Raw genomic sequence first — 25,094 nt, 5'->3', positions numbered from 1 at the left:
TCGCCGCCCGCGATCTCCGGCCTAGCTGGCCTTCTTCTTCGCCGCTGGCTTCTTCGCCGGGGCCTTCTTGGCCGGTGCGCGCTTCGCCGGGGCCTTCTTCGCCGGCGCCTTCTTCTCCGGTGTCTCGTCGGCGGTGGAGCTGCCCGACGACGAGCGCGACCCGGACGACGAGCGCGACCCCGAGCCTCCCGTCCGCTTCTTGTCCACGGACGCACGGAGCGCGGCCATCAGGTCGATGACGTCACCGCCCTCGTCGTCGGACGACTCCTGCTCGCCGAACGTCTCGGACGTGTCGACGTCGTCGCCGGACTCGAGCTTCGCGTCGATGAGCTGTTGCAGCTCGGCCTGGTACTCGTCGGTGTAGCGCTCCGGATCGAAGTCGGTCGACATGCTCTCCACGAGCGACGACGACATCTTCAGCTCGTTGGCGCTGACCTTCACCGAGGTGTCGAGTGCCTTGAAGTCGGCGGCACGGACCTCGTCGCCCCAGAGGAGCCCCTGCAGGAGCAGGACGTCGTCGTGCACGCGCAGGACACCGAGCCGGGTCTTCTGGCGGAGCGTGAACTGCACGATCGCCAGGCGGTCGGTCTCCTCGAGCGTCCGGCGGAGCAGCACGTAGGCCTTGGGGGAGCGGGAGTCCGGTTCGAGGTAGTACGTCTTCTCGAACATCATCGGGTCGACCTGGTCGACGGGCACGAACTCGAGGACCTCGATCTCGTGCGACTGCTCCTGGGGGAGCTTCTTGAAGTCGTCGGCGGTGAGCACGACGGTCTTCTCGCCGTCGTCGTAGGCGCGCTCGATGTCGGCGAACTCGACCTCGTGCCCCAGCTCGCACACGCGCTTGTACCGGATGCGGGCCTTGTCCTCGTCGTGGACCTGGTGCAGGGACACGTCGTGGGTCTCGGTGGCGGCGTAGACCTTGATGGGCACGTTGACGAGCCCGAACGCGATGGAGCCCTTCCAGATCGACCTCATGCGCTCATGATGCCCGTACCGAGGCTGGAGCGCCCGGAGTTCGCAGGGAGCACGATGGGCTGATGAGCCAGCTGGACAAGGACGACCCGCGGACGAAGTACGCGCGGCCGCCGTTCCCCGCGCAGACCCAGCAGGGATCGGGGAGCGCGAGTGCGATGGACCCGCAGCCCGACAACGGGGAGACGAGCTACCTCGGCACGGGGCGGATGCCGGGCTACCGGGTGCTCGTGACGGGGGCGGACTCGGGCATCGGCCGCGCGGCCGCGATCGCCATGGCGAAGGAGGGTGCCGACGTCGCGCTGAACGCCCTGCCCGAGGAGCTCGACGACCTCACCGAGGTCCGCGACCTGATCGCCGACCTCGGTCGGAACGCCGTGATGCTCCCGGGGGACCTCACCGACGAGGCGTTCTGCGACCGACTCGTGCGGGATGCGGTCAGCGAGCTCGGCGGCCTCGACGCACTCGTCCTCGTCGCCGGGCACCAGCGCGTGCACGAGGACGTCACCGAGCAGCCCACCGAGGACTTCGACCGCACGATGAAGGTCAACGTCTACGCGATGTTCTGGCTCGTCCGTGCGGCGGTCCCGCACATGGCCCCGGGGAGCGCGATCGTCACGACGAGCTCGGTGTCGGCGTACCAGCCGCAGGACCGGATGATCGACTACGCCGCGACGAAGGCGGCGATCATCGCGTACACGAACGGGCTCGCGCGGCAGCTCGCGGCGAAGGGCATCCGCGCCAACACCGTGGTGCCCGGGCCGGTGTGGACGCCGCTCCAACCGATCAGCTACCCGGGCGACGAGATCGCCCACTACGGCGAGGGCACGCCGTTCGGACGGCCGGCGCAGCCCGTCGAGCTCGGCAGTGCCTACGTGTACCTGGCCGGGCCGGAGTCGTCCTACACGTCCGGGTCCACGCTCACGGTGGCCGGAGCAACCGGGGTCGCGTTGTGAGTCCGGTTTCCCGGAAGACCACGGTCCTCGTCGGGGACCGCCGCATCGCGCTCACGAACCTCGACAAGGTGATGTACCCGGAGACCGGCACCACGAAGGGTCGCGTGATCGAGTACTACACGCGGGTCGCGCCGTGGATGATCCCGCACGTCAAGGACCGGCCGGTGACCAGGAAGCGCTGGGCGAACGGCGTCGACGGCAAGGTGTTCTTCGAGAAGAACCTGCCGGACTCCGCGCCCGACTGGGTCCGGCACCACACCATCGAGCACACCGAGCACGACAACGAGTACCCGATCGTGGACGACCTGCCGACGCTCGTCTGGATGGCGCAGCAGGCCGCGCTCGAGCTGCACGTGCCGCAGTGGCGGTTCGGTCCCCGCGGCGGGCAGCAGAACCCCGACCGGCTGGTGCTCGACCTCGACCCCGGCGATGGCGTCGGGCTGCCGGAGTGCGTCGAGGTCGCGGTCGCGGCACGGGAGATCCTGCAGGGCATGGGGCTCGAGCCGTACCCGGTCACGTCCGGGTCGAAGGGCATCCACCTGTACGCGGCACTCGACGGGAAGGCCGCCACCAAGCACGTCTCCGAGGTCGCCCACGAACTCGCCAAGGCCCTCGAACAGGACCTCCCCGACCTGGTGCTGTCCTCGATGAGCCGTGCGGAGCGGAAGGGCAAGGTCTTCGTCGACTGGTCGCAGAACAACGGCAACAAGACGACGATCGCCCCGTACTCGTTGCGCGGCCGGTCGCAGCCGACCGTCGCCGCGCCGCGGACGTGGAAGGAACTCACCGAGAAGGGGCTGGCCCAGCTGACGCTGGACGAGGTGCTCGAACGACTGGAGGACCGTGGCGACCCCCTGCACCCGGTCGCCGCCGCCTCGTTGGCGGTCGGTCGCGCCGACCACGGTCACTGGGACAGCGACCGGACCCAGCAGGCGAACGACGCGGAACGGCAGGAGCGGGCGGGAGGTTCCGGGAACGACCGCCTGTCGGCCTACCGTGCGAAGCGGGACGCGTCGAAGACGCCGGAGCCGGTTCCGGAAGGAGCGCCGACGGTCCGGCAGGACGGCACCCCGACGTTCGTCATCCAGGAGCACCACGCCACCAGGGACCACTACGATTTCCGGCTGGAGCACGACGGCGTGCTCGTCAGCTGGGCACTGCCGAAGGGGGAGCCGACCGATCCGGGGAAGAACCACCTCGCGGTGATGACCGAGGACCACCCGCTCGAGTACGGCGGCTTCGAGGGGACGATCCCGAAGGACGAGTACGGCGGCGGGACGGTCACGATCTGGGACGACGGCACGTACGACCTCGAGAAGTGGCGCGAGGGCGAGGAGGTCATCGTCACGCTGCACGGCCGGACGAACGGCAACCGACGCCTCGCGATCCTGCACACCCGTGGACGCGGGCGCGGCCGCGAGGGCGACGAGAAGAACTGGCTCATCCACCGCACCAAGGACCAGCCCGACCCGACGGCGGACGGGACCGGCGGAGCGGAGCCGAGCCGAGCCTCCCGGGCCCACAGGCACGACGACGGCCGTGAGCGGATCGACGGGGCCGCCGCGTCGGAGACCGAGCCGGTGGAACGCCGGACGATGCAGGCGACCCTGGCGAAGGGTGAACCCCGGCTCGATCCGGCCGAGTGGGCGTTCGAGCTGAAGTGGGACGGCGTGCGCGCCCTGGCCACCGTCCGTGACGGCGAGGTGACGCTGCGGAGCCGCAACGGCAACGACCTCACGGCGCAGTACCCGGAACTGCGGGAACTCGGCGAGCGGGCGGGTGTGGACGGGGTGTTCGACGGGGAGATCGTGGCGCTCGTCGAGCGCGGGCGGCCGTCCTTCCAACTCCTGCAGAACCGGATGGGCCTGACGAAGCCGCGCGAGGTCGAGGCCGCACGGAAGACCACCCCGGTGCGCTTCCTGCTGTTCGACGTGCTCGAGGCGGACGGTCACGAGCTGACGCGCCTGGCGTACACCAACCGACGAGAGGCACTGTCGACGGTCGTCGATGCCGGCGGTGTCATCGAGGTGCCGCCCGCGCACGACGGTGACCTCGACCAGGCGATGCGCGATTCCCGGAAGGCCGGGCTCGAGGGGGTCGTGGCGAAGAAGCGCGCGTCGAAGTACGCCGAGGGTCGTCGGTCAGAGGCATGGCTCAAGCTGAAGCACCACGCCACGCAGGAGGTCGTCGTCGGCGGGTGGAAGCCCGGGAACGGTCGGCGCGCCGGCGGCGTGGGCTCGCTGCTGCTCGGGATCCCCGGCACGGACGGCCTGGAGTACGTCGGCAAGGTCGGGACGGGGTTCAGCGATCGTGACCTCGACGAGATCGCCGTGGTGCTCGGTCGGCTGGAACGAAAGACGCCCCCGTTCACGGACGTCCCTCGTCCGGATGCCCGCGACGCGCATTGGGTGACCCCCGAGCGCGTCGGCGAGGTCGAGTTCGCGGAGTGGACCGGGGACGGTCGACTCCGGCAGCCGTCGTGGCGTGGCTGGCGGATCGACAAGTCGGCGGGTGACGTCGTCCGAGAGTGAGCGGGCACGCGATCGAATACGTGCGCATGGGGTCCGCTGCGGGCGAACTTCCGTCCCCCGTCGGCCCCCGTCGTGGGGGACGAAATCATCACGACCGCTGGCATGAACGTGCCGGGCTGTTACGTTCCTCGGGACGAAGGGAGCGGCGATGAGCGCGTCCAACTACCTGCCACCGTTCACCACGGAGGAGCGCGTCGCCATGTCGGGTGACCAGCCGCTGCGGAAGCCGGTGGAGCCGGCAGCGGCGGCGACCGACCCGGAGGTGACCTACGCGGACTTCCTCGGCGACGAGGTCGACGACTGACGCGTCGCGGGGCGTCCCCGACGTCCCAGACTCGGGGTGTCGCCGACCACCCCGTCCTGGGGGAAGACGGCCCGTGCGCCGGATCAGGGAACGCACGGGCCGCCGCAGAAGCGCCGTGACCGGTCGTTCAGGGATGACCGGCCACGGCGCGCTCGAGACCATCAGCACGCAGGCGCCGATGGTAGGCACGTACTGAAGACGTGCCGAACCCCGAATTCGTCACGCGAGAACCGAAACCCGATCCGAGAGGCCCGACCCTGACCGAGGACACGCAGCTGTCGTCCCTGTCGGACGGGTCGCTCGTCGAACGTTCCGCGGACGGTGACGCCGCCGCGTTCGGCGTGCTCATCCACCGGTACGGGCCGCTCATGCGCGCGTACGCCGCGCGCATCCTCGGGCACGGTGACGGCGAAGCGGACGATGCCGTGCAGGAGGCGTCGCTGCTGGCCTGGCAACGGATCGACACCGTCGAGGAGCCGGACCGGGTGCGGACGTGGCTGTTCCGCATCGCGGCGAACAAGGCGCTCGACCGACTCCGCCGCCGCCACCCGCACCTCGACCTCGAGGCGCTGCCAGAGGCCTCGGAGGACCGCCCGGTCGACGAGGTCGTGGCGACACGCATGCAGGTCGACGCGCTGGCCGGAGTCGTCCAGAACCTCCCGGATGCGCAGCGAGCAGTGTGGGTGCTGCGCGAGATCGGTGGCGCGTCCTACGCCGAGATCGCCGAGCAGACCGGCCTGTCGGCGGCGAGCGTGCGCGGCCTGCTCGCACGTGCGCGCCGGACCGTGCTCGAGCAGATGGAGGGGTGGCGATGAACGACGACGACATCGACGATCGTTTCGGCGCCTTCACGCTCGACGAGCTCGCGGACTACCTCGACTCCGGCGGGGATCCCGTGCGGGACGACATCGAGTCGGACGCGGCTGCCCGCGCTGCGCTCGTGCGTCTCGGCGAGCTGCGAGCGGCATCGTCGGCGTTGCTCGACGCGGACGTCCGCGCCGCCGACGGCGCAGACGAGGGGTGGATCGCCGGTGTCCTGGCCTCGATCCGCACCACCGCGCACGCCGGTCGGGACATCCCGGTGCCCGACGACGATCCGTCCAGCACGCTCGTCGTGACCGAGGGGGCGATCCGGGGCTTGGTCCGTGCGCTCGGTGACACGCTGCCCGGGGTCCTCGTCCGTCGGACCCGGTTCACGGGCGACCTGTCGATCCCCGGCGGACCGGCCGACGTCGAGGTCGCGATCGTGGTCGATCCCGCCGCCCCGATCCGCGGACGTGCCGACGAGCTCCGCACGATCGTGGCCGCCGCCCTCGCGGAGCACGCGCCGTTCGAGGTGCGCTCCCTCACCGTCCGGGTCGCGGACCTGCTCGCCCCGGGAGGAACCCGTGACCGCTGACACCCGCGCGCTCTCCCGCGTAGCCACCGAAGCCGTGCTCGGCGTTCCCGGGGTGCGGTCGGTGATCCCGCCGGGGCCGAGTCTCGCCGTGCTCGTCCGCGACGTCCGGTCGGTGCTCGACCTGCCGCGCGACGGCGGTGCGGTCCTGGTCGACGAGCGGGGCGAGGGGCTCCGGGTGCGCGTCGTGATCGCCGTCGATGCGGGGACGTCGGCGATCGGGCGCGCCAAGGCCGTCCGCGACGTCGTGGTCCGACGTGTCGAGGACGTCGCCGGTCGTCGGCCCACCGACGTCACCGTCCGCGTGGTCGAGATCGTCTGACGCCCGGGTCGCCGGGGTCGGTCAAGCCGCCGGAGCGGGGCCGTCGGACGGCTCGGCGTCGTCCGCGACCGGCAGACCCTCGTCGACGAGTTCGTCCTCGTCCGGCTCGACGACGTCGGCCGCTGCGGCCTTGGCGTCGTCGATCGCCTGCTGCGACTCGCGCAGGAGTGCTTCGTCCGCGTGGGGTGCCTGATCGCTCATGCCGGCGACGTTACGCGGGCGTCCCTGAACCGGTCTCCCGACGCGGACGGTGCTGCGGCTCGTAGTCGACCGCCGAGGTCGGGGCAGGAGACGTCGGCATCGCGGGAGCAGCCGGAGCGCCGTACGCATCGGCGGCGTCCAGCACCGCCCGGGTCGCTGCGGCTGCCGTCCGCAGCGCGTCGGCGATGGGGAGCGCTCGGTGCGCAGGGGTCCGGACCTCGACACCCCACGGTTCGTCGTACCCGAGTTCCCGAGCGACGCGGATGAACCCGGGGATGTCCCAGGCGCCAGCGCCCGGGAGGTACCGGCCGTCGCGCGACTCGTCCGCGAGCGTCATCCCGCTCGGGGTGGAGAGCAGTCCGTCGCTGAGCTCGACCGCGGCCAGGGTCGACGGGGCGATGCCCTGTCGGATCGACGCGAGGGTGGAGCCGCCGCGCAGCGCGTGCATCGCGTCGAGCAGCAGGCCGCTGTTCTGGTGTCCGGCGGCCGCGACGAAGCGGGATGCCCGCTCGACCGTCGGCAGGTTCGACCACGGTTCCGGTTCGAGCACGAGCTGCGCGCCGACGCTCTCGGCCTGGGTCGCGAGCACCACCCAGTCGTCGAGCATCGCCGCGGGGGAGACGCCGGGGAGCGTGACGTCGGCGCGCGCCACCACCTGCCACGCGCGGAGGGATGCCGCCGCCTCGAGGAGGACCCCGCGGTCGGCGTCCTCGCCGGTGGTGCGGCTCGTGCAGGTCCACCAGTTGCCGAGCGTGCCGAGCTGGATCCACACGATGCCGGCGTCGTCGAGCATGCGTCGGAGCGTGGCGAAGCCGATGGTGGCGCGGACCTCGTGCAGGTCGTCCAGCGCGAGGGAGATGCCGGCGAACCCGGCGTCACCGACCGCACGGACCCGTTCGTCGATGGGCTCGTCGCCGTCCCACGTCCAGGACGTCGCGAGCAGGTCGTGTTCGATCACGTCGCCACCTTCCGTCTCCGGGCGCGCGGGGGCCGTCCTGACCGTGCTCGGTCCCGCTGTCCCTGTCGATGAGAACCACGACGCCGGTTCCCGACACGGCGTCACCGACAGTGATACGCTCCGCGGCTCCGAGTGCTCCCAGGTCGCCGTGACGTGCACGAAACGCGACCGTCGTCAGACGATGCGGGTCGACACCGTCCCGATGCCGTCGATCGTCCCCCGGAGCACGGCGCCGCGGTCGATCGCCCCGACGCCGTCAGGGGTGCCCGTCAGCACGAGGTCGCCCGGCGCGAGTGTCACGAACCGGGAGAGCGTCGCGATGACCTCGGCGACGGACCAGATCTGGTCGGCGAGGTCGCCGCGCTGCCGCGGTGCGCCGTCGACGTCGAGTGCGATCGCGCCGCGGGTCGGGTCCACCGTCGCTGCCGGGACGAGCACGCCGATCGGCGCGGATGCGTCGAACCCCTTCGCGAGGTCCCACGGGCGCCCGAGTCGTTTCGCCTCTGCCTGGAGGTCGCGCCGGGTCAGGTCGAGCCCGACGGCGTAGCCCCAGACGTGGTCGAGCGCGGACTCGACGGGGACGTCCGCTCCGCCGATGCCGATTGCCGCCACGAGTTCGACTTCGTGCTCCAGCTGCCCGGTCATCGTCGGGTACGGGGTGTCGGCGCCGTCGACCACGATCGCGTCGGCCGGCTTCGTGAAGAAGAACGGCGGCTCGCGGTCCGGGTCGTGGCCCATCTCGCGGGCGTGTGCGGCGTAGTTCCTCCCGACGCAGAACACCCGCCGCACCGGGAAGCGCTCGCCGGTCGACGTCGGGACGGTGGGGACGGGCGGGGCCGGGATCACGAGGTCGGACACCCTCCCAGCGTGGCACGGCGCCCGGTGGTCAGTCGGCGAACGACGCCTCGTACTTGAGCTTGCGCGCCCGGGCGCGCTCCTGTCGCTCCCGCCACTCGGCACGGAGTTCCGCGAGTTCGACGTCCCTGCCCTTCGCGATCATGATCGGGCGGTAGTACTCGCTCTCGAGGAGTCGCGGTATGCAGAGTTCGGCGTCGTCGAGGCGGCGCTTGAACTCATGGTCGCTGAGCTTGGAGATCATCGTCTTCCTCCTGATTCGGGCCGGGGCTGTGCGTGCGGACCACATCGAACATGTCGGTGTCGTCGTCGGTCGTCCAGCCGCGCGTTGCAAGCGCTTCCGCCATGATCGACGCAGCGGCTCGATCACGTGCCGTCAGCGAGAACGCCCGATCGACGACCCACGACCAACGCTTCCACCACTGGTCGCGGTGTGCCAAGAACTCCGTATTTCGCCGGAGCGCTGGACGGTCAGGCGTCGTCCTGCGGCCACCCCGAGAAGTGCCAGTCGGCGACGGACGGGTGGTCCTCGCCGTTCGTGTAGGCGTGTGCGCGTGCCGCGTCCCGGGCCTCGGTCAGCCGCGCCAGCAGCGGCGCGAACCGGTCGGACCCGTCCGCCACCCGCGTCAGCGCGTCGTGCGCGAGCGCGAACCGGTCCATCTCGTTCCGGATCAGCATGTCGAACGGGGACGTCGTGGTGCCCCGCTCGAGGAACCCGTGCACGTGCAGGTCGTCGTGCCCGTGTCGGCGGTAGGTGAGCTGGTGCACGAGCGCCGGGTACCCGTGGAAGGCGAACACCGCGGGCGTGCCGGGGAGGAAGAGCTCGTCGTAGCGTTCGTCCGACACGGCGTGCGTGTGCTTCCGCGGATCGCCGAGCGACAGCAGGTCGACGACGTTCACGACCCGCACGCCGACGTCGGGGGCGTGCTGGCGGATGAGGTCGGCCGCGGCGACGGTCTCCACGGTCGGGACGTCACCGGCTGAGACGAGCACGACGTCCGCGTGCCCGATCGCGTCCTCGGTCCCGGCCCAGTCCCAGACGCCCGACCCGGCGGCGGCGTGCGCGACGGCGTCGTCGATCGACAGGAACACCGGCTCCTGGTGCTTCCCCGCGACGATGACCTCGATGCGGTCGGTCGTCTCCATCGCGTGCGCGGCGACGGCGAGCAGCGTGTTGGCGTCGGCGGGGAGCTTGATCCGGACCAGGTCCTGCTGCTTCGACGCGACGACGTCGAGGAACCCGGGGTCCTGGTGTGAGAACCCGTTGTGGTCCTGGCGCCAGACGTGCGACGACAGCAGGATCGTGAGGTTCGACACCGGCGCGCGCCAGTCGATCTCCGCCGAGGACTCCAGCCACTTCGTGTACTGCCCGGCCATCGAGTCGATGATGTGGGCGAACGCCTCGTACGTGTTCAGGATGCCGTGCCGCCCGGACAGGACGTAGCCCTCGAGCATCCCCTCGAGCAGGTGCTCGGACAGGATCTCGATCACCCGGCCGGTGGGCGCGAGGTGTTCGTCGTCCGGGCCGTTGCCGGCACGCCAGACGCGGTTCGTCACGTCGAAGACCGCGTCGAGCTTGTTCGAGATCGTCTCGTCCGGCCCGAACAGGCGGAACGACGACGGGTTCCGTGACGTCAGGGCCGCGACCCACGGTCCGAGGGTGCTGGTGGAGGACGCCGGGGATCCGGCCGGCACCCCGAAGTCGGTCACGGGCGGACGGTCGAGAGCGGTCCGGATGCGCCCGCCGTTGGCGTGCGGGGTCGCGCTCATGCGCAGGTCGCCGGACGGACGGATCGCCTCGAGCAGTCCGATGCCGTCGCCGGTTTCGGAGAGCAGCTCGTCGGGACGGTAGGACTCCATCCACTCCTGCAGCTGCGCCCGGTGCCCGTCGTCGGTGCGGACGGCGGGCAGCGGGACCTGGTGCGCGCGGAACGTGCCCTCGACCTTCTGTCCGTCCACCTCCTTCGGCCCGGTCCACCCCTTCGGCGTCCGGAGGATGATCATCGGCCAGCGCGGTCGGAGGTCCGCAGCGCCGGCCATCTCACCGGCCGCCGCGCGTGCTGCCTGTCCTCGCGCGGCGGCCTGGATGTCGTCGATCGTCGCGAGGGCCCGGCGCAGTGCCCCGTCGAACAGGGCGTGCACCGCGAAGGGGTCGTCGTCGACGCGGGCGGAGTCCACGACGATCGGGTCGTACCCGAGCCCGCGGAAGTACGCGGTCAGGTCTTCGCCGGGGATGCGGGCGAGGACCGTCGGGTTCGCGATCTTCCACCCGTTCAGGTTGAGGATCGGCAGCACGGCACCGTCGGCGACCGGGTCGATGAACGTGTGGGCCTGCCAGGACCCGGCGAGCGGACCGGTCTCCGCCTCGCCGTCCCCGACCACGCACGTGACGACGAGGTCCGGGTTGTCGAGGGCCGCCCCGTACGCGTGCGCCAGGGAGTAGCCGAGCTCGCCGCCTTCGTTGATCGACCCAGGGGTCTCCGGCGCGGCGTGCGACGGGATGCCGCCCGGGAACGAGAACTGCCGGAAGAACTGCTGCAGCGTCGTGCCCGGGTACAGCTCCTGCCAGGTGCCGTCGAGCCAGGCGTTCGCGTTCATCGCCGGTCCGCCGTGTCCGGGGCCGCACACGTAGAGCATCTGCCGGTCCGACGACGCGATGAGCGCGTTGCAGTGCGCGTAGACGAGGTTGAGCGCCGGCGAGGTGCCCCAGTGCCCGAGCAGGCGTGGCTTGACGTCCTCTGGCTCGATCGGACGGGACAACAGCGGGTTGTCCATCAGGTAGATCTGCCCGACGGTCAGGTAGTTCGCGGCCCGCCACCACGCGTCGATCGCCCGGATGCGTTCGGTGCTCTGCAGCTGCTCTGTCGCCATTCCTCCACGGTACGGACCGCCCCCCGGAAGGGACCAAGAAACTCGTCCAATCCGATCTCCGAGGGGTGCCGAATCATCTGCACAGGGCAAATGCCCAGGGCGCTCTCCGGTCAAGTTCGGCCGGCGATCTGAAAACACCCAGCCGGCGTACGCACAGGAGCGTGCCGGAGGAGCCCACCACAGCAAAGGATCAACCCTCATGCGCAAGTCCTTCAAGACCACCATCACCCTCGCCACGACGGGTGCCCTCGTCCTCGGCGGTGCCGCGTTCGGTGTCACGGCCGCGAACGCGTCGACCCCGGCGATCCACACGGTCGCGTCGTCGTCGTCGAAGATCCCCGCACCGGTCGCGTCGGTTCCCGAGGTCCTCGGTGGCGACACCTCCGTCGCCCTGGACTCCGGCTTCACCGACGCCCTCACCGCGCTGAAGCTGACCCCGGGTGTGTCCGGCAACGCCAAGCTCGCCGACGGTGCCGTGTCGTTCCCGATCACCTCCGGCTCGGTCACCTACTGGAGCCCGGACGGGAAGTACCGTCCGTACGTGCAGGGCCTGCTGAACCACGACGACTCGGGTCTGACCCTGAAGGCCGGGGACACGACCGTGACGCTGGAGAACTTCGTGGTGAACCCGGGCTCGTCCAAGCTCTACGGTGACGTCCTGGTCAACGGGCAGGTCGCCGCAGCGAACGCGTACCTGTTCAGCCTGCACGGCGGGACCCTCAAGCCGCTGCAGCTCGAGGGTGACAACGCGATCCTCACCGGCACCACCGTCCACGTCTCCGGCGACGCCGCGAAGCTGCTCAACAGCACCTTCAAGACCGACGCCGTCAAGAGCGGCCTCCTCGTCGGCACCGCAACCATCACCGCCAAGATCAAGTAAGCACGACAGATCGCCAGAAGGCGCCGCTCCGGACGGAGCGGCGCCTTCTGGCGTTGCGGACGGGAGGCTCCGGTCGGCTCAGCCGCGCCGGCGCCACCAGCGCCGTGGCCGGGACTCGAGCCGCAACTGTTCCGCAGCCTGCGCTGCGGACGCGAGACGGGCCTCCCGTCTGGATCGCCAGGCGAGGATCTCGGCGTCGACGTCCCGGAGCGGTGTCACGACCGGTGGCCCGCCGAGGAGCTGCCGACGGGCCTCCTTCACGCGGGCGTTGAAGTCCACGAGGACATCGCGCACGTCGGACTCCACCGAGAGCGCGTCGAGGGCGTCGTCGAGCTCGGCGTCCTCGGTGCGGAGCGCGAGGGCAGGCGGGGCGATCCCACGGATGTCCTCGCGTTCGATCTTCGACTTGATCCACCAGTCCGGATCGTGCTGCCCGTCGTTCCCCGGCAGGGGCTTGCCGTGGTACGGGTTGCCCTCGAACACCCCGCGGCGTTCGGCCTCCTCGATCTGGGCCCTCGCGTGCGCGGCGACGTCGGCCGCCTTGAGCAGCCGCCGTTCCTCACGCACCTCGTCCGGATCGAGGGAGCCCCGCTCGATCTCGCTCTCCACGAGCTGCTGGTACCGGTAGCGGGCGGCCCTCCTGAGCCGGTCCATCCGTGCGTCGACGTCGTTCATCGTCAGACCATCATGCGCCTGACAACTCCTCGATCGTCAAGGCCGCCTGGATGAGCGCGAGGTGGGACAGGCCCTGCGGCAGGTTGCCCATGAAGTCGCCGTCCACCGCGCTGAGCATCTCGCTGAACAGTCCGACGTCGTTCGCCTGGTCCACCATCTCGTCCATCAGCGCGGTCGCGTCGTCGACCCGGCCGGTGCACGCGAGCGCCGCGGCGAGCCAGAACGAGCACGCGACGAACGGGGACTCCTCGTCCTCCAGCCCGGAGTACCGGTACACGAGCGGGCCGTGCTGCAGCTTCGCCTGGATCGCCTCGATGGTGGACTCCATGCGCGGGCCGCGGTCGAAGCCGCTCATCGCGTGCAGCAGCACCGAGGTGTCGAGGGCGTCCGTGTCCGGGTACATCGTGTAGGCGCCGAGCTCCTCGTTCCACCCGTGCTCGGACACCCAGTCCCTGATGAGCCCGCGGTTCTCGTCCCACTTGTCGCGGGAGCCCTGGATCTGCCCGTTGTCATGCAGCTCGATGGCGGCGTCGAGTGCCTGCCAGCAGCCCATCTTGCTGGCGGTGTAGTGCTGCGTCTCCTGCAGCTCCCACATGCCGGCGTCGGCCTTCTCCCACTGCTTGCACGCGTCGTCGGCGAGTCCCTCGAGCACCGCAGCGGTCTTGCGGTCGAGGACGTTGCCCTGCCGGACGTACTGGCGCATGATCTCGAAGACGTCGCCCCAGACGCCGAGCTGCAGCTGGTCTGACGCACGATTGCCCTCGGTCACCGGTCCGATGCCGTTCCAGCCGGGGACGTCGCGTTCCTGGACCTCGTTGCTGACCTCGCCCTCGAGCGTGTAGAAGATCGGCATGCCGTCGTCGTGCTTGGCGATCGTGCGCATCACCCACGACACCGCGGCGTGGGTCTCCTCCCGCAGCCCGAACCGATCCAGCGCGTGCACGGTGTACGACAGGTCGCGGACCCAGGCGAACCGGTAGTCCCAGTTCTTCCCGCCGGTCCGGTCCTCGGGGAGGCTCGTCGTCGGCGCAGCGGCGATCGCCCCGGTCGGGGAGAAGATCAGGAGCTTCAGCGCGAGGGCACTCCGCTGCACGGCGTCCGCCCACGGACCGTCGTAGTCGAACTCCTTCGACCAGGTCGACCAGTTCTCGATGGTCCGGTCGATGCCCTGCATGGTCAGCTCGGGTTCCGGCAGGAAGATCGGTTCGTCGAGCGTGCCGACGATCGTCAGGATGTGCTTCGAGCCCTCGGCGGTGCTGAACCGACCGGAGAAGCGCGGGCCGTCTTCGTGCACCGGGTCGAAGCCCTTCTCGACGATCGCGATCGTCACGCCGTCGACGCCGATCACCGAGCCGTTGACGGTGTCCAGTCGCTTCGGTTCCGCGGTGTTCAGCAGCGTGCCGGGGACCACGGCCCACTCGAGCTCCACCGTCCCCTCGACGCCCTGCACGCAGCGCCCGATCTCGGCCCACGGCAGGCGTCCGGCGACACCGGTGACCATCGCGTCGGTCACGGTGCAGCGACCGGTGTCGGTCGTCCACGTCGTGACGAGGACGTTCGTCCCGGGGAGGTACTCGCGCTCCACGTGCGCGTCGAGGTCGACCGGGCGCAGCGCGAGGTGTCCGCCGTCCTCGGCGTCGAGGATGCTCGCGAACACGGGCGGCGAGTCCATCGACGGGATCGGGAGCCAGTCGATCCGGCCGTCCCGGGCGATGAGCGCCACGGTGCGGCCGTCGCCGATCGCCGCGTAGGACCGGAGCGGCGCGTACCCGTCGGTCCGATCCGCGGTCTGGTCGACGTCGGGGGTGTCTCGGGTGCGTTGCGACATGCACCCATGCTGCCCGCGGTGCCTGAGGCGAGCCGCTCCGGCCGTACCCCGGCTGCGCGCAGCGGCCAGGACGACGGGAGGCTCGGTGCCGGCTGGCACCGAGCCTCCCGTCCGTCGCCGGGTCGAGACCGGACGTGTCCGCTCAGCCGAGCGGGGTCGGGTCCACCGGGTCCGGCGGGACCGGCAGCGATCCGCGGATCTGGTTCTGTGCCTGGCACTGGCTGGTGCAGTTCGTCGCACCGGCGCTCAGTTCGACCGCGTCCTCGCCCAGGACGCCACCGAGGCGACCACCGGGCTGGACCGTCCACGTGGTCGTCGTCGCGGTCTGCGAGGTCTTCGTCGCGACCTGCGGCGAGTCCTTGCCGAGGAGCATCTGGTGCGAGCCCGAGCCCGAGGTGACGGCCGGGGTGCCGTCACCGAAGTTGATCTTGCCGGTGTACGGGTTGGTGAAGTAGAACAGGCCGGCGCCGAGCGTGTGCGTGAAGGTGACGGGGCCGGCGAACTCGGTCTCCATCTGGAAGATGCCGCCCTGTGCGCCGTCCTTCGCCTGGATCTTGAACTTCCCGGCACCCGTGGCGAAGATCGCGGTGAGGGTGTCGTCGCGCACCTCGAGCTGGGACAGCTTCGTGCCGGACAGCTGCGCCGCGGTCAGCGAGGGGATCTTCGAGGCGAACACCACGGTCGGCTTCGTCACCATGCGCTGCGTGTCCGGGGCGCCGGTGAGCGTGTAGTCGTACACGCCGAGGTCGGCGACGCGGATGTCGAACCCGTTGTGGATCCCGCGGACCTTGATCGTGCCGGAGACCGCGAGGTCCTTCGCCTTGAAGTCCTTGCCGCTCGCCGGGTTCGTGGTGGTGCCGTTGATCGTGACGGCGTAGTCGCCGCCGGTCGACGTCTTGCCGGACGCGCTGGCGGGCGCGACGCCCACCAGGGCGACGGCGGCGATCGTGACCGCTGCGACGGCGGCGGCGATGCCGGCGACACGACGGGAGGGTGCGGTGGACATGGGGACCTCCAGGGGGCAGTGCGGGCGACCGTCGCCCACGCTGTCGATCCTGCGGTGCGCCTGTCCGCGGCGCCATCGGACCTTCGGGCTAGTACCCGTGGTCGCGGGCCCAGAGCGCGGCGCTCGTCCGGTCGGTGACGCCGATCCGTCGGAACACGTTGCCGAGGTGGGCCTTGACGGTGCGTTCCGCGATGCCGAGGGCCGTCCCGATCTGCTTGTTCGACATGCCACGGGCGACGAGGACGAGGACGTCGCGTTCCCGTGGCGGGATGTCGGGGCCCGAGGCGCTCGTGCGCGGGTTGCTCGTGCTGGTGTTCCTGTCGCTGGGGCCGACGTCGCTCGTGTCGGCGTCGCGCATGCGCGGGAGGAGCGAGCGGGCCACCCGCGGATCGATCGGCACCTCGTCGCGCCCTGCCGCACGGACCGCTCGCACGACGTCGTCGGGGGCCGCGTCCTTCAGCAGGTACCCCGTCGCACCCGCCGACAGTGCAGCGCGGACGCGATCGTCGTCGGCGAAGGTCGTCAGCACGAGCACCCGGAGCCCCGGGAACCGCGCGCGGAGTTCCGCGGTCGCGGCGACCCCGCCGATGCCCGGCATCGACAGGTCCATCACGACGACGTCCGGCGCGACCTCGGCGGCGAGGTCGAGCGCCTCCTCGCCCGTTCCGGCCTCGCCGACGACCGTGCAGTCGTCCGTCATGCCGAGCACTGCGCGGAGACCACTGCGGACGAGCGCGTGGTCGTCGACGACCATGACCCTCATGCGATCGCCTCGGTGTCCGTCGGGACGCGGAGCTCCCATGTCGTGCCCGCACCCGGGGCGGTCCGGAGGGTCAGCGATCCGCCGACGTCGATCGCGTGCTGCCGCAGGATCGTGGTGCCGAGGTGGCCGTCCCGCTGCTGCGCGAGGACGCTGTCCGCCTCGAACCCGACGCCGTCGTCCGAGACCGCGACGACCAACTCGACGGGGGTCGACGTGATCGTCACCCTGACCGTCGTCGCCCGGGCGTGCACGACCGTGTTCGCGACGGCTTCGCGCACGAATCGCACGACCGCGTGCAGCGCGGCCGGGCTCGCCGTGACCGGGTCGGGTACCCGGAGGACGGTCTCGAGCCCGACGCTCCTGGCTCGGGCGCAGGCATCGTCGAGCGCCCTGCCGAGGCCGTCCTGTTCCGGCGCTGCCGGTCGGATCGCGGAGAGCGACGAGCGCAGCGAGGAGACGGCGCCTCGCAGGGTGCCGGCGGCCTCGCGGAGAGCCGGGTCCCCGGCCGCTCCGAGGGACATTGCCAGACCGGCGACGTCCTGCACGGCGCCGTCGTGCAGTTCCGCGGCGAGCCGCCGGCGTTCCTCGGCCTGGGCGTCGAGGGCACGGACGAGCAACCGCTCCCGTTCGCGCTGGCCGTCCCGGATCCGGACGAGCAGCCAGAGCAGCACCGGCACGAGGAGCACCAGGACGACTCCGACCGTCCCGAACGCCAGCCCCGCGAAGGCGGAGCGCAGACGAGTGGCGCTCGCCAGGACGTCGTCGTAGCGGTAGTAGACCTCGAACAGCAGCGGACGGCCCGACGGGGTGTGCACCGCCTGGTAGGCCTCCAGCAACGGTCCATCGCCGCGTTCGTACCGGTTCTCGGGCTCGTCGAGGTCGGACACCTCGGCGTCCGACTCGTCGGTGAGCAGCGCGTCGAGGTCGTCGCCCGACAGCGTGAAGCGCTCGCCGACCAAGCGCGGCTCGTCCGACCAGAGGATCGTGCCGTCCCGGTCCCAGACCTTCACCCGCACCGCCGTGTCACCGGGGAGCGCGTGGTCCACCGCGGTGGCCAACCGGTCCCGCGCGGCCGTCCGTTCGGCGGCGTCCGCTGTCTCGTCGGCGATCGCGTCGTCCAGTCCCGGTTCGATGACCGCGCGAGCGAGCGTCGCGGTGTCCGTGGTCGCGTTCCGCACCGCGAGCCACTCGGCGATCCGCTGCGAGACCAGGGTCCCGGCCGTCGCGACGAGCAGCCCGCCGACCACCGCGGCGACGACGACCCCGGTGAGGACACGTCGCCACGGGACATCAGCGCGACGCGGCCGGCGGCGTGGATCGGCGCGGACGACCACGACCGTGCCGTCGGCGGTCGACGCCGCGTTGCTCGACACCCGTCGTCTCTGCACGCCCGCCACGCTAGTCGTCGCATGTCGTCCGCCGACGACGACGCGGCGACGCGTCCGCTCGTCTGCCGGACACGTCCAGCGCCGACGGGCAGTGTCGTTGGCATGAGCGACACCGCCGAGCACGCTGCCCGTGAGACCGGACGACAGGCGAGACGCGCCGCTGACAGCCGCTGGTTCGAGTTGCTGGCACGTGGCGGGTTCGTCGGCAGCGGCGTCGTGCACCTGCTCATCGGGTACCTGGCGATCCTGCTCGGGGTCGGTGACGCCGCGGCCGGGAGCGGCTCGCAGGGATCGCAGTCCGGCGAGACCGACCAGTCGGGAGCACTGGCGCAGCTCGCCGCGGTCCCCGGGGGCGTCGTGCTGCTCTGGATCGTCGCGGTCGGCACCGCGGCCTTGTGCCTGCGCCTCGTGCTCGAGGCGGTCATCGGCGGCCGCACGGACACCACCCGGGCCTGGCTGAACCGGGCGAAGAACATCGGCAAGGCCGTCGTCTACGGCGTCATCGGGTACTCGGCCGGGTCGTACGCGCTCGGTGCCGGCAAGAGCTCGTCCGGGTCGACGAAGAGCGCCGCCGCGCAGGCGCTGGCGACACCCGGCGGGGTGTTCCTGCTGCTGCTCGTCGCCGCGATCGCCATCGCGATCGGGATCGGCCTCGTCGTCATCGGCATCCGCCGCTCGTACCGGAAGCAGCTCGTCACACCGCCGAAGTCCGTGGAGCGGCCCCTGACCGTCGTCGCCGTGGTCGGCTACGTCGCGAAGGGCGTCGCGGTCGTCATCGTCGGCGTGCTCGTCGCCGTCGCCGCCTTCCGGAGCGACCCCGACCAGGCGACCGGGCTCGACGGGGCCTTCGACGCCCTGCACCGGATGCCCGGCGGGGTGTTCGTCCTGATCGCGATCGGGATCGGGTTCCTGGCGTTCGGCGTCTACAGCTTCTTCCGCGCGAAGTACGCGAAGCTCTGATCGTCAGTCGCGGTCGCCGAACAAGCCCAAGCCGTGCTTCGTGAGCACGTCGTGGGCATCGCCGAACGTCTGCGGCTCCGGTGCGTCCGGCTCGTACTTCGCCAGCAGCAGCCCGAGCAACCCCTTGCCCGGTGCGGTCAACGGCCGTCGGCGCTCCCGGTCGCCCGGTCCCGTCCGCGAACGCTCCGGGTTCCGCGGGACGTACGGCTTCGCGACGTCCGGCCAGAGCTGCGGCTGCCGGGGGACCTTCCGGTTCAGGACGTTCTGGATGCCGCGGGCGCCGGCGTCCCGGTGCGTGACCGGCTCGAGCCCGTGCTGCTGCGTCAGCGTGTGCACGATCGCGGCGTGGTGCATCGGGTCGTTCACGATCGTTCCGGGCTCCGTGTACGCGGACACGACGAACGTCGGCACGCGGCCACCGAGCCGGTCGAAGGTGAACCCCATCTCACCGGGGTCCGGCTTCCCCGACGGCGGGACGGCCCCCGGAGGCGGGACGTGGTCGTAGATGCCGCCGTGCTCGTCGAACGTCACCACGAGTGCGGTGTTGACCGCGTTCGAGCCCCGCGTCGACCGGCCGCCGCGAACCGCACCGTAGACCTCGGCGAGCAGGGCCTCCGCGGCCCGGACATCGGACATCGCGCTGTCGAACGGCTCCTCGCCCGGTACCTCGACGACCTTCGGCCGGTTCTGCGGCGGGTGCATGTCGTTGTGGTCGAACACCATCCTGGGCTCGACGAAGGCGTAGTCGGGCAGGTCGCCGTTCGCCGCGTCCGCGTGGAACTGCTCCATGCTGCGGAAGTTCGTCTTCCAGTACCGCTCGATCGACGGCGCGTGCAGGAACCCCGTCAGGGAGACGACCTGCTCGGCGTCGAAGTACACGCGCCAGGTCTTCCCCGCGTCCTCGAGCCGGTTGAAGATCGTCGGCACGTCCGGGGCGTCGAGCCACTTCTGCGGACCGCCGTCCCGGGTGTTCGTGACGAATCCGTGCGACGTGCTGGCGTGGAAGAACGACCGGTTGCAGAACGTCTGTGAGGGGACCGCGCAGTGCCAGTGGTCGTACACCGCGAAGGACTTCGCGAGCGTCGAGAACACCGGCAGCATCTCGGGCGAGAAGCCGCCCATCACGCGCGAGTACTCGGCGACCGTGGGCTCCCGGCCGCGTTCGATGCGGTAGTTGACGACGTAGTCGTGGACGAAGCCCGACATCGGCGGGGCACTCGTGTCCGACGGTGCGTTGTACGGCGCCGCGTACCCGTGCTGCTCGGGTCGCTCGTTGGACGCCGGATCGACCACACCGAACCACTGCGTGTTGACGTGTGGGTAGAACTCGCCTGGGTCGGGGTCCGGCTGCGACATGACGTCGTCGGTCGACCCCTCGTAGACGTGTGCGGGGACGACGGTGCCGTCTGGGGCGGTGTTCGCGTAGGTCCCGGACTGCAGCCCCTCGAACGACTGCCCGTCGCCGAGCTCGTCGTCGGTGTACAGCCGGCCGAGCACGTGGTCGAAGCTCCGGTTCTCGAACATCAGGACGACGACGTGGTCGAAGCCGGGTTCACGACGTTCCGGCAGCGGGGTGAACCCGTACCGCTCGTCCTGGACGTGCCGGTCGTACGCCGCCGCCGCGCCGACGGCACCCGCACCGACGGCGGCAACGGCGGCACCGATGCCCGCTCGGCGGAGGAACGCCCGGCGTGAGTGCTGCTCGTCTGGCGACATGACGGCAGTGTTGCGCACCCCACCTCCGCGCGCAACGGCCCCGTGATATACTGCTGATGCTCGCCTTCGTTGAGGGTGCAGAAGTAGAAGCCGGTGCTCCCCGTCCTTTGATGGGACCCGGCTTTCGCGCTGTCACGGCTTGATCTCCACGACGTCGACGTCCAACGGCTCGGGCAGACTGGATCCACCCGCGACACACGCCCCGACCATCCCGAGCACTTGGCCCGGCAGTTACAGGAGCGGTTCGTCGGACGGATGTCCGTGTTCCACGCGCATGGTGGGTGGCAGTACTCCTCGTATCCGCAGCGTGTCCACGGCGCGTCGGTCCCTGGCCATCAGCGCGGTCGGTCGGGCTTCCAACGTCAGCAGCGACGCAGCTCGGTCGGCGAGCTCCCACACGAGCCGCTCCAGACATGCGGAACGAGCCCGTTCCTGCTTCGGCAGGTCCATCGGACGCGCGATGACGACGACGTGCGATGCGGCGAGGGTCGTGACCACGTCGACCACCCGTGCTCGGTGCCGCCGGTCGAGCTCGTACCAGTGGAGTTTTCGTCCGTCGGCACCCCGGAGGGAACGCAGCCGATCGCGCACCGCGTCCGCATCGGCGGAGTCGACGATCGATGCGCCGAGCAGGTAGGCGGGGCCGTCGAGGCCGTGCGAGCGGATGCTCTCGTCTCCCCAGGCGTGCAGCGGTCGGATCATCACGCAACGCTCACAGCTGGCGAGCCACCGTGGCGCTCGGAACCGGATGCTGTGGACAACGCCGGGGCCGATGTCCCGCGGACGGGGAACTGCCGGGGTAGCCTGGGCGACTGCCCGACCCACGAGGAGAGACCAGTGAACGACGAGACCCCGCGCCACGCCGACCAGCTGGAGCACGCGGAGAACGCCGACGTCGTGGTCAAGGTCGACCGGATCGAGGTCGACGGCACGAACGTCCGCGTCAGCTCCATCGGCGACACCGGGGTCCGTCCCTTCGTGCTCGTCGCCGGCCTCGGCATCGCGTCGACCTACTACGAACGGCTCGCCCCGAACCTCAACGAGTTCGGACCCGTGCACGCCCTCGACCTGCCCGGGTTCGCCGGCGTCCCGAAGTTCCGCGGCGCGGTGTCGATCGAGCGGTACGCCGACGCCGTCGAGCGCGTCCTCGACGACCTCGGGCTCGAGGACCCGGTCCTCGTCGGCCATTCGATGGGCACGCAGATCGTCACCGAGGTCGCCGCGCGCCGCCCGCAGATCAGCGACCTGGTCCTGATCAGCCCGGTGATGGACTCGAACGCCAGGACCATCAGCGAATCCGCGGTCCGCTTCGTGCGGTCCGCCGTGCACGAGCCGGCGGCGGTCCGCTGGCACGCCGTGACCGCGTACGCGCTCTGCGGCTGGCACTGGTTCCGGAAGGTGCTGCCGAAGATGGTCGCGTTCCGGATCGAGGACCGCGCCCCGCAGGTGCGGGCGCGCACGCTCATCGTCCGCGGCGAGCACGACGCCCTCGTGCCCCGCGACTGGATCCGCCGGCTGGCCAGGGTGTTCCCGTACGCCGTCCTCCGCGAGGTCGTCGACGGTGCGCACTCGGTGATGCACGCGCAGGCCGACGCCGTCGCGGCGCTCGCCGTGGCGCACGTCCGCGGGGACCTGCCCGATCGCGGGGTGTCGTCGTTGCAGCGCGTGCGGGACGACTCGACCGCGTCGGACCTCGCTCGGCTCAGCCCGGGGGACGCCTGGCTCGTCGTGAAGGCGCGGCTCCTGGAGCTGTTCGGGATGGCGAAGGGCGACGACGAGGTCCTCGAGGCCGGCAAGTCGGCCCACGCCGTCGCGATGGCGGACGAGGCAGACGCCCCGGTGGCGCCGGAGGACCGCGCAGCGGTCGTCGACGCGGCCGCCCCGGAACTGGACGAGCACAGCCAGCGCAAGGCCGGCTAGCGACGCGACGCACTGGAGGCCCGGCACCGGGCCTCCATGTCGCCCGCGATCAGGGCGTGATGCGGCCAGGCAGCATGTCGGGCGTGAGCGCGTGCGCCTCGGCGAGGACCTTCCGGGCCTCGTCCGTCTTGTCCCACACGTTCCAGAGCAGGACGCCGCGGACGAGCTCGTCGTCGTCGAGGTAGTAGACGACGCCGGTGGTGTTCGGTTCCTGCCAGTCCTCGACGGTCCGCAGGGACGTCGTGACCTGGCCGACCGCTTCGTACCCGACGTCGAAGACGTCCGAGTAGAACATCGGCGTGTGGTCGTAGGTCTCGTCGGCGTCGGCGAGGTTCCGCCCCGCCTGTCGTCCCTGCTGCTGCGCGTTGTCGACGTGCTCGACGCGGCGGGTGCCGAGGATCCGGTCCGGGTACTCGGCGACGTCACCGGCGGCGAACACCGCCGGGTCGTCCGTGACGAGCGTCGAGGACACCACGATGCCGTCGTTCACGGTGAGACCGGCTGCTGCGGCGAGCTCGGTCGCGGGCTCGATGCCGAGACCGGCGACGACCGCGCCCGCCTCGATGACCGAGCCGTCGTCGAGGGTGAGCGTCACGCCATCGTCGTGTTCGGCGCCGGATGCGACACGTCGGCTGAGCCGGAGTTCCACGCCGTGGTCCACGAACCGCTGCTGGAACGCGGCGGCGAGTCCGTCGGGGAACATGTTCCCGCCGACCACCTCGTCCGGGTCGACGAGCGTGACGCGGGCACCGTTCTGCACGACGCCCGACGCGATCTCGGTGCCGATGTAGCCGCCACCGACGACGACCACGTGGGCTCCCGCATCGGCGAACCCGCGGAGCTTCCGGTAGTCGGCGGCACTGCGGTAGTCGAGGACGCGGTCGGACGGCTCGAGTCCGGGGAGCCCGCGGGGGTGTCCACCGGTGGCGATGAGCAGCTGCTCGTAGCCGAACGTGCTGCCGTCGGCGGTCGTCACGGTCTTGCCGTCTCGGTCGATCGACGTCACCACGGTCCCGAGCACGAACTCCGCGCCCGTCTCCTCCGTGTGCAGGTCGACCTTGTCGTCCCAGCTGAAGTCCGGGTCGGTCCAGAGTTTCTTCGACAGGGCCGGCCGGGCGTACGGGCGGTCGACGTCCTCGCTGATGATGCCGATCGAGCCGTCGGCATCGATCTCCCGGATGCCCCGTGCCGCCGAGTCGGCGACCATCCCGCCGCCGACGATGAGGTAGCGGTAGTCGGTCATGTGTGCGTCCTCCTAGATGGTGGCGACCGAGCCGGAGTCGACCCGGTAGTTGGCGCCGTTGACGAAGCTCGCGAGGTCGGAGCACAGGAACGCGATCACGTTGGCGACCTCTTCCGGCTCCCCACGGCGCTTGAGCTCCATGTACGGACGCTCCTCGTCGAGGAAGCTCGTGATCGCCTCGTCGAAGGTGGTCCCGAGCTGTTCGGCGCGCCGTTTCATCATCGCGTCGGTCATCGGCGTGTGGATGAAGGCAGGGGAGACGGTGTTCACGAGCAGGCCCTCGTTCGCGTAGCTGCGCGAGAGCCCCTTCGCGAACGAGAGCACCCCGGCCTTGGCGGCGCAGTACGGCAGCTCGTCGTCGTACGGCTGCGACGCGTCCTCGGACACGAGGTACACGATGCGACCCCACCCGCCGTTCCGCAGGTCTCCGATGAACTCGCGGGTGATCCGCACCGGCCCCATCAGGTCGACGTCCAGCGTCGACGTCCAGCCGTCCTCGTCGATCTCGTGGAAGAGCCCCTGGGCGCCGGTGACGCCGGAGGACTGCACGAGGATGTCGATCTCGCCGACGGCCTCGCGGACCCTGGTGTGCAGGTCCGCGAGGCTCGACGCGCTGGTCACGTCGGCGGCGAACGCGTGGAGCTCGCCGTACGGCGCTTCGAGCTGGTCGGCCGAGTTGTCCAGCTGCGACTGGTCGAGGTCGCTGACGACCACCGTCGCACCTTCGGCGAGGAGGATGCGAGCGGTGTTCCAGCCGATGCCGGAGTCCGCGCCGAAGACGAGCGCGGTCTTGCCCTGGATCCCGAGGTCCACGTGGTGGTCCGCGCTACGCGTGGGCCGAGGCGTCGGCGACCGCAGGCGTCGTCGCGCCCGCGAGCGGGGTGCTCGGCGCGCGGTTCTCGGCGCTGACCATCCACGCGAGCTGCTCGAGGCGCTCGATGAAGCCGTGCAGCAGGTCCGCGGTCGTCGGGTCCTCGTCGTCGACCTCGTCGTGCACGTCGCGCATGGTCCCGGTGGCCTGGTAGAGACGCAGCGTGACCTGGTCGATCGCGTCGTGCGTGGTGATCTCGCCCCCGGGGAACTGGTCGAGGTGGCTCGTCGCCGCGACGGTGCTCGAGCGGCCGTCCGGCACGGCGTAGAGCGCACGCATGCGCTCCGCGGTGTCGTCGGCGAACTCGCGTGCGGCGTCGACGATCTCGTCGAGCTGCAGGTGCAGGTCGCGGAAGTTCGTGCCGAGGATGTTCCAGTGGGCCTGCTTGCCCTGGACGTGCAGGTCGATGAGGTCGACGAGGACGGCCTGCAGGTTGGCGGCCATCTTTTCCGATGCGTGCATGATCGGCTCCTTCAGC

General features: G+C 70.9%; 25 protein-coding genes. 9 read left to right on the top strand and 16 right to left on the bottom strand.

All coding sequences use genetic code 11. The annotated features are described in order from the left end of the window. Positions 1-21: 21 nt before the first annotated feature. Positions 22-975: a Ku protein gene (locus ACEN9V_RS09830; protein WP_402727880.1), complete on the bottom strand. Its 954-nt coding sequence runs from the start codon at positions 973-975 to the stop codon at positions 22-24. 62 nt (positions 976-1,037) lie between these two features. Between ACEN9V_RS09830 and ACEN9V_RS09825 the strand changes: the two genes are divergently transcribed. The 6 genes from ACEN9V_RS09825 to ACEN9V_RS09800 all read left to right on the top strand — a co-directional run bounded on the left by ACEN9V_RS09825 (position 1,038) and on the right by ACEN9V_RS09800 (position 6,481). Further along, a complete protein-coding gene (locus ACEN9V_RS09825) occupies positions 1,038-1,928 on the top strand; it encodes an SDR family oxidoreductase (RefSeq protein ID WP_413600147.1) in 891 nt (296 codons plus the stop codon). Further along, on the top strand, positions 1,925-4,459 hold the full coding sequence (locus tag ACEN9V_RS09820; RefSeq protein ID WP_413600146.1) for an ATP-dependent DNA ligase: 2,535 nt from the start codon (positions 1,925-1,927) through the stop codon (positions 4,457-4,459). The genes ACEN9V_RS09825 and ACEN9V_RS09820 overlap by 4 nt, the downstream gene beginning before the upstream one ends. Positions 4,460-4,607: 148 nt before the next feature. After that, on the top strand, positions 4,608-4,763 hold the full coding sequence (locus tag ACEN9V_RS09815) for a hypothetical protein (RefSeq protein ID WP_413600145.1): 156 nt from the start codon (positions 4,608-4,610) through the stop codon (positions 4,761-4,763). A 200-nt stretch (positions 4,764-4,963) separates the two neighbouring features. Beyond that, a complete protein-coding gene (locus ACEN9V_RS09810; RefSeq protein ID WP_413600144.1) occupies positions 4,964-5,578 on the top strand; it encodes an RNA polymerase sigma factor in 615 nt (204 codons plus the stop codon). After that, the gene (locus tag ACEN9V_RS09805) at positions 5,575-6,162 is read left to right on the top strand and encodes a hypothetical protein (protein ID WP_413600143.1); all 588 of its coding nucleotides are present in this window, start codon (positions 5,575-5,577) and stop codon (positions 6,160-6,162) included. The genes ACEN9V_RS09810 and ACEN9V_RS09805 overlap by 4 nt, the downstream gene beginning before the upstream one ends. Continuing rightward, the gene (locus tag ACEN9V_RS09800) at positions 6,152-6,481 is read left to right on the top strand and encodes a hypothetical protein (protein WP_413600142.1); all 330 of its coding nucleotides are present in this window, start codon (positions 6,152-6,154) and stop codon (positions 6,479-6,481) included. The genes ACEN9V_RS09805 and ACEN9V_RS09800 overlap by 11 nt, the downstream gene beginning before the upstream one ends. Positions 6,482-6,502: 21 nt before the next feature. Here ACEN9V_RS09800 and ACEN9V_RS09795 read toward each other — a convergent pair whose 3' ends face one another. The 5 genes from ACEN9V_RS09795 to ACEN9V_RS09775 form a co-directional block, all read right to left on the bottom strand. After that, positions 6,503-6,682 carry a hypothetical protein gene (locus ACEN9V_RS09795; RefSeq protein WP_413600141.1) on the bottom strand — a complete coding sequence of 60 codons (180 nt, stop codon included), beginning with the start codon at positions 6,680-6,682 and terminating at the stop codon, positions 6,503-6,505. Positions 6,683-6,692: 10 nt separating this feature from the next. Further along, the gene (locus ACEN9V_RS09790; RefSeq protein WP_413600140.1) at positions 6,693-7,640 is read right to left on the bottom strand and encodes a sugar phosphate isomerase/epimerase family protein; all 948 of its coding nucleotides are present in this window, start codon (positions 7,638-7,640) and stop codon (positions 6,693-6,695) included. 174 nt (positions 7,641-7,814) lie between these two features. Continuing rightward, positions 7,815-8,498, bottom strand: a complete 684-nt coding sequence (locus tag ACEN9V_RS09785) for a fumarylacetoacetate hydrolase family protein (RefSeq protein ID WP_413600139.1) — start codon at positions 8,496-8,498, stop codon at positions 7,815-7,817. Between the two features lie 28 nt (positions 8,499-8,526). Next, on the bottom strand, positions 8,527-8,739 hold the full coding sequence (locus ACEN9V_RS09780) for a hypothetical protein (protein WP_413600138.1): 213 nt from the start codon (positions 8,737-8,739) through the stop codon (positions 8,527-8,529). Positions 8,740-8,966: 227 nt separating this feature from the next. Next, a complete protein-coding gene (locus ACEN9V_RS09775; RefSeq protein ID WP_413600137.1) occupies positions 8,967-11,366 on the bottom strand; it encodes a phosphoketolase in 2,400 nt (799 codons plus the stop codon). Positions 11,367-11,565: 199 nt separating this feature from the next. On the opposite strand from ACEN9V_RS09775, the gene ACEN9V_RS09770 reads away from it, so the two are divergent. Further along, the gene (locus ACEN9V_RS09770; protein ID WP_413600136.1) at positions 11,566-12,246 is read left to right on the top strand and encodes a hypothetical protein; all 681 of its coding nucleotides are present in this window, start codon (positions 11,566-11,568) and stop codon (positions 12,244-12,246) included. Between the two features lie 78 nt (positions 12,247-12,324). Here the strand turns inward: ACEN9V_RS09770 and ACEN9V_RS09765 are convergent, their stop codons facing one another. From ACEN9V_RS09765 to ACEN9V_RS09745, 5 genes are all read right to left on the bottom strand, one after another. Further along, complete coding sequence (locus ACEN9V_RS09765; RefSeq protein WP_413600135.1) at positions 12,325-12,921, bottom strand: DUF1992 domain-containing protein; 597 nt, start codon at positions 12,919-12,921, stop codon at positions 12,325-12,327. Between the two features lie 10 nt (positions 12,922-12,931). Next, a complete protein-coding gene (locus ACEN9V_RS09760) occupies positions 12,932-14,749 on the bottom strand; it encodes a glycoside hydrolase family 15 protein (protein WP_413600134.1) in 1,818 nt (605 codons plus the stop codon). 142 nt (positions 14,750-14,891) lie between these two features. After that, the gene (locus ACEN9V_RS09755; RefSeq protein WP_413600133.1) at positions 14,892-15,755 is read right to left on the bottom strand and encodes a hypothetical protein; all 864 of its coding nucleotides are present in this window, start codon (positions 15,753-15,755) and stop codon (positions 14,892-14,894) included. A gap of 88 nt (positions 15,756-15,843) precedes the next feature. Then, positions 15,844-16,518 (bottom strand): response regulator, encoded by a 675-nt coding sequence (locus ACEN9V_RS09750; protein WP_413600132.1) that lies wholly within the window; start codon positions 16,516-16,518, stop codon positions 15,844-15,846. Then, positions 16,515-17,906: a sensor histidine kinase gene (locus ACEN9V_RS09745; RefSeq protein ID WP_413600131.1), complete on the bottom strand. Its 1,392-nt coding sequence runs from the start codon at positions 17,904-17,906 to the stop codon at positions 16,515-16,517. The genes ACEN9V_RS09750 and ACEN9V_RS09745 overlap by 4 nt, the downstream gene beginning before the upstream one ends. Before the next feature lie 102 nt (positions 17,907-18,008). On the opposite strand from ACEN9V_RS09745, the gene ACEN9V_RS09740 reads away from it, so the two are divergent. Beyond that, a complete protein-coding gene (locus ACEN9V_RS09740; protein ID WP_413600130.1) occupies positions 18,009-18,866 on the top strand; it encodes a DUF1206 domain-containing protein in 858 nt (285 codons plus the stop codon). 3 nt (positions 18,867-18,869) lie between these two features. Here ACEN9V_RS09740 and ACEN9V_RS09735 read toward each other — a convergent pair whose 3' ends face one another. Beyond that, a complete protein-coding gene (locus tag ACEN9V_RS09735; protein WP_413600129.1) occupies positions 18,870-20,582 on the bottom strand; it encodes an alkaline phosphatase family protein in 1,713 nt (570 codons plus the stop codon). 231 nt (positions 20,583-20,813) lie between these two features. Further along, complete coding sequence (locus ACEN9V_RS09730; protein ID WP_413600128.1) at positions 20,814-21,284, bottom strand: hypothetical protein; 471 nt, start codon at positions 21,282-21,284, stop codon at positions 20,814-20,816. 135 nt (positions 21,285-21,419) lie between these two features. On the opposite strand from ACEN9V_RS09730, the gene ACEN9V_RS09725 reads away from it, so the two are divergent. Continuing rightward, positions 21,420-22,502 (top strand): alpha/beta fold hydrolase, encoded by a 1,083-nt coding sequence (locus ACEN9V_RS09725; protein ID WP_413600127.1) that lies wholly within the window; start codon positions 21,420-21,422, stop codon positions 22,500-22,502. A gap of 49 nt (positions 22,503-22,551) precedes the next feature. Here ACEN9V_RS09725 and ACEN9V_RS09720 read toward each other — a convergent pair whose 3' ends face one another. From ACEN9V_RS09720 to ACEN9V_RS09710, 3 genes are read right to left on the bottom strand one after another with little or no spacing between them, the layout of a single operon-like run. Further along, complete coding sequence (locus tag ACEN9V_RS09720; protein ID WP_413600126.1) at positions 22,552-23,745, bottom strand: NAD(P)/FAD-dependent oxidoreductase; 1,194 nt, start codon at positions 23,743-23,745, stop codon at positions 22,552-22,554. A 12-nt stretch (positions 23,746-23,757) separates the two neighbouring features. Continuing rightward, a complete protein-coding gene (locus ACEN9V_RS09715; protein WP_413600125.1) occupies positions 23,758-24,558 on the bottom strand; it encodes an SDR family NAD(P)-dependent oxidoreductase in 801 nt (266 codons plus the stop codon). A gap of 13 nt (positions 24,559-24,571) precedes the next feature. Then, entirely contained in the window at positions 24,572-25,078 is a 507-nt protein-coding gene (locus tag ACEN9V_RS09710; RefSeq protein ID WP_413600124.1) for a Dps family protein, read from the bottom strand. Positions 25,079-25,094 lie beyond the last annotated feature (16 nt).

Origin of the sequence: Curtobacterium sp. Curtsp57, from assembly GCF_047324335.1 — a bacterium.
Taxonomy (GTDB): Bacteria; Actinomycetota; Actinomycetes; order Actinomycetales; family Microbacteriaceae; genus Curtobacterium.
The sequence above is the reverse complement of the archived record's forward strand: the minus strand, read 5'-3'. Positions and strand labels throughout refer to the sequence as shown.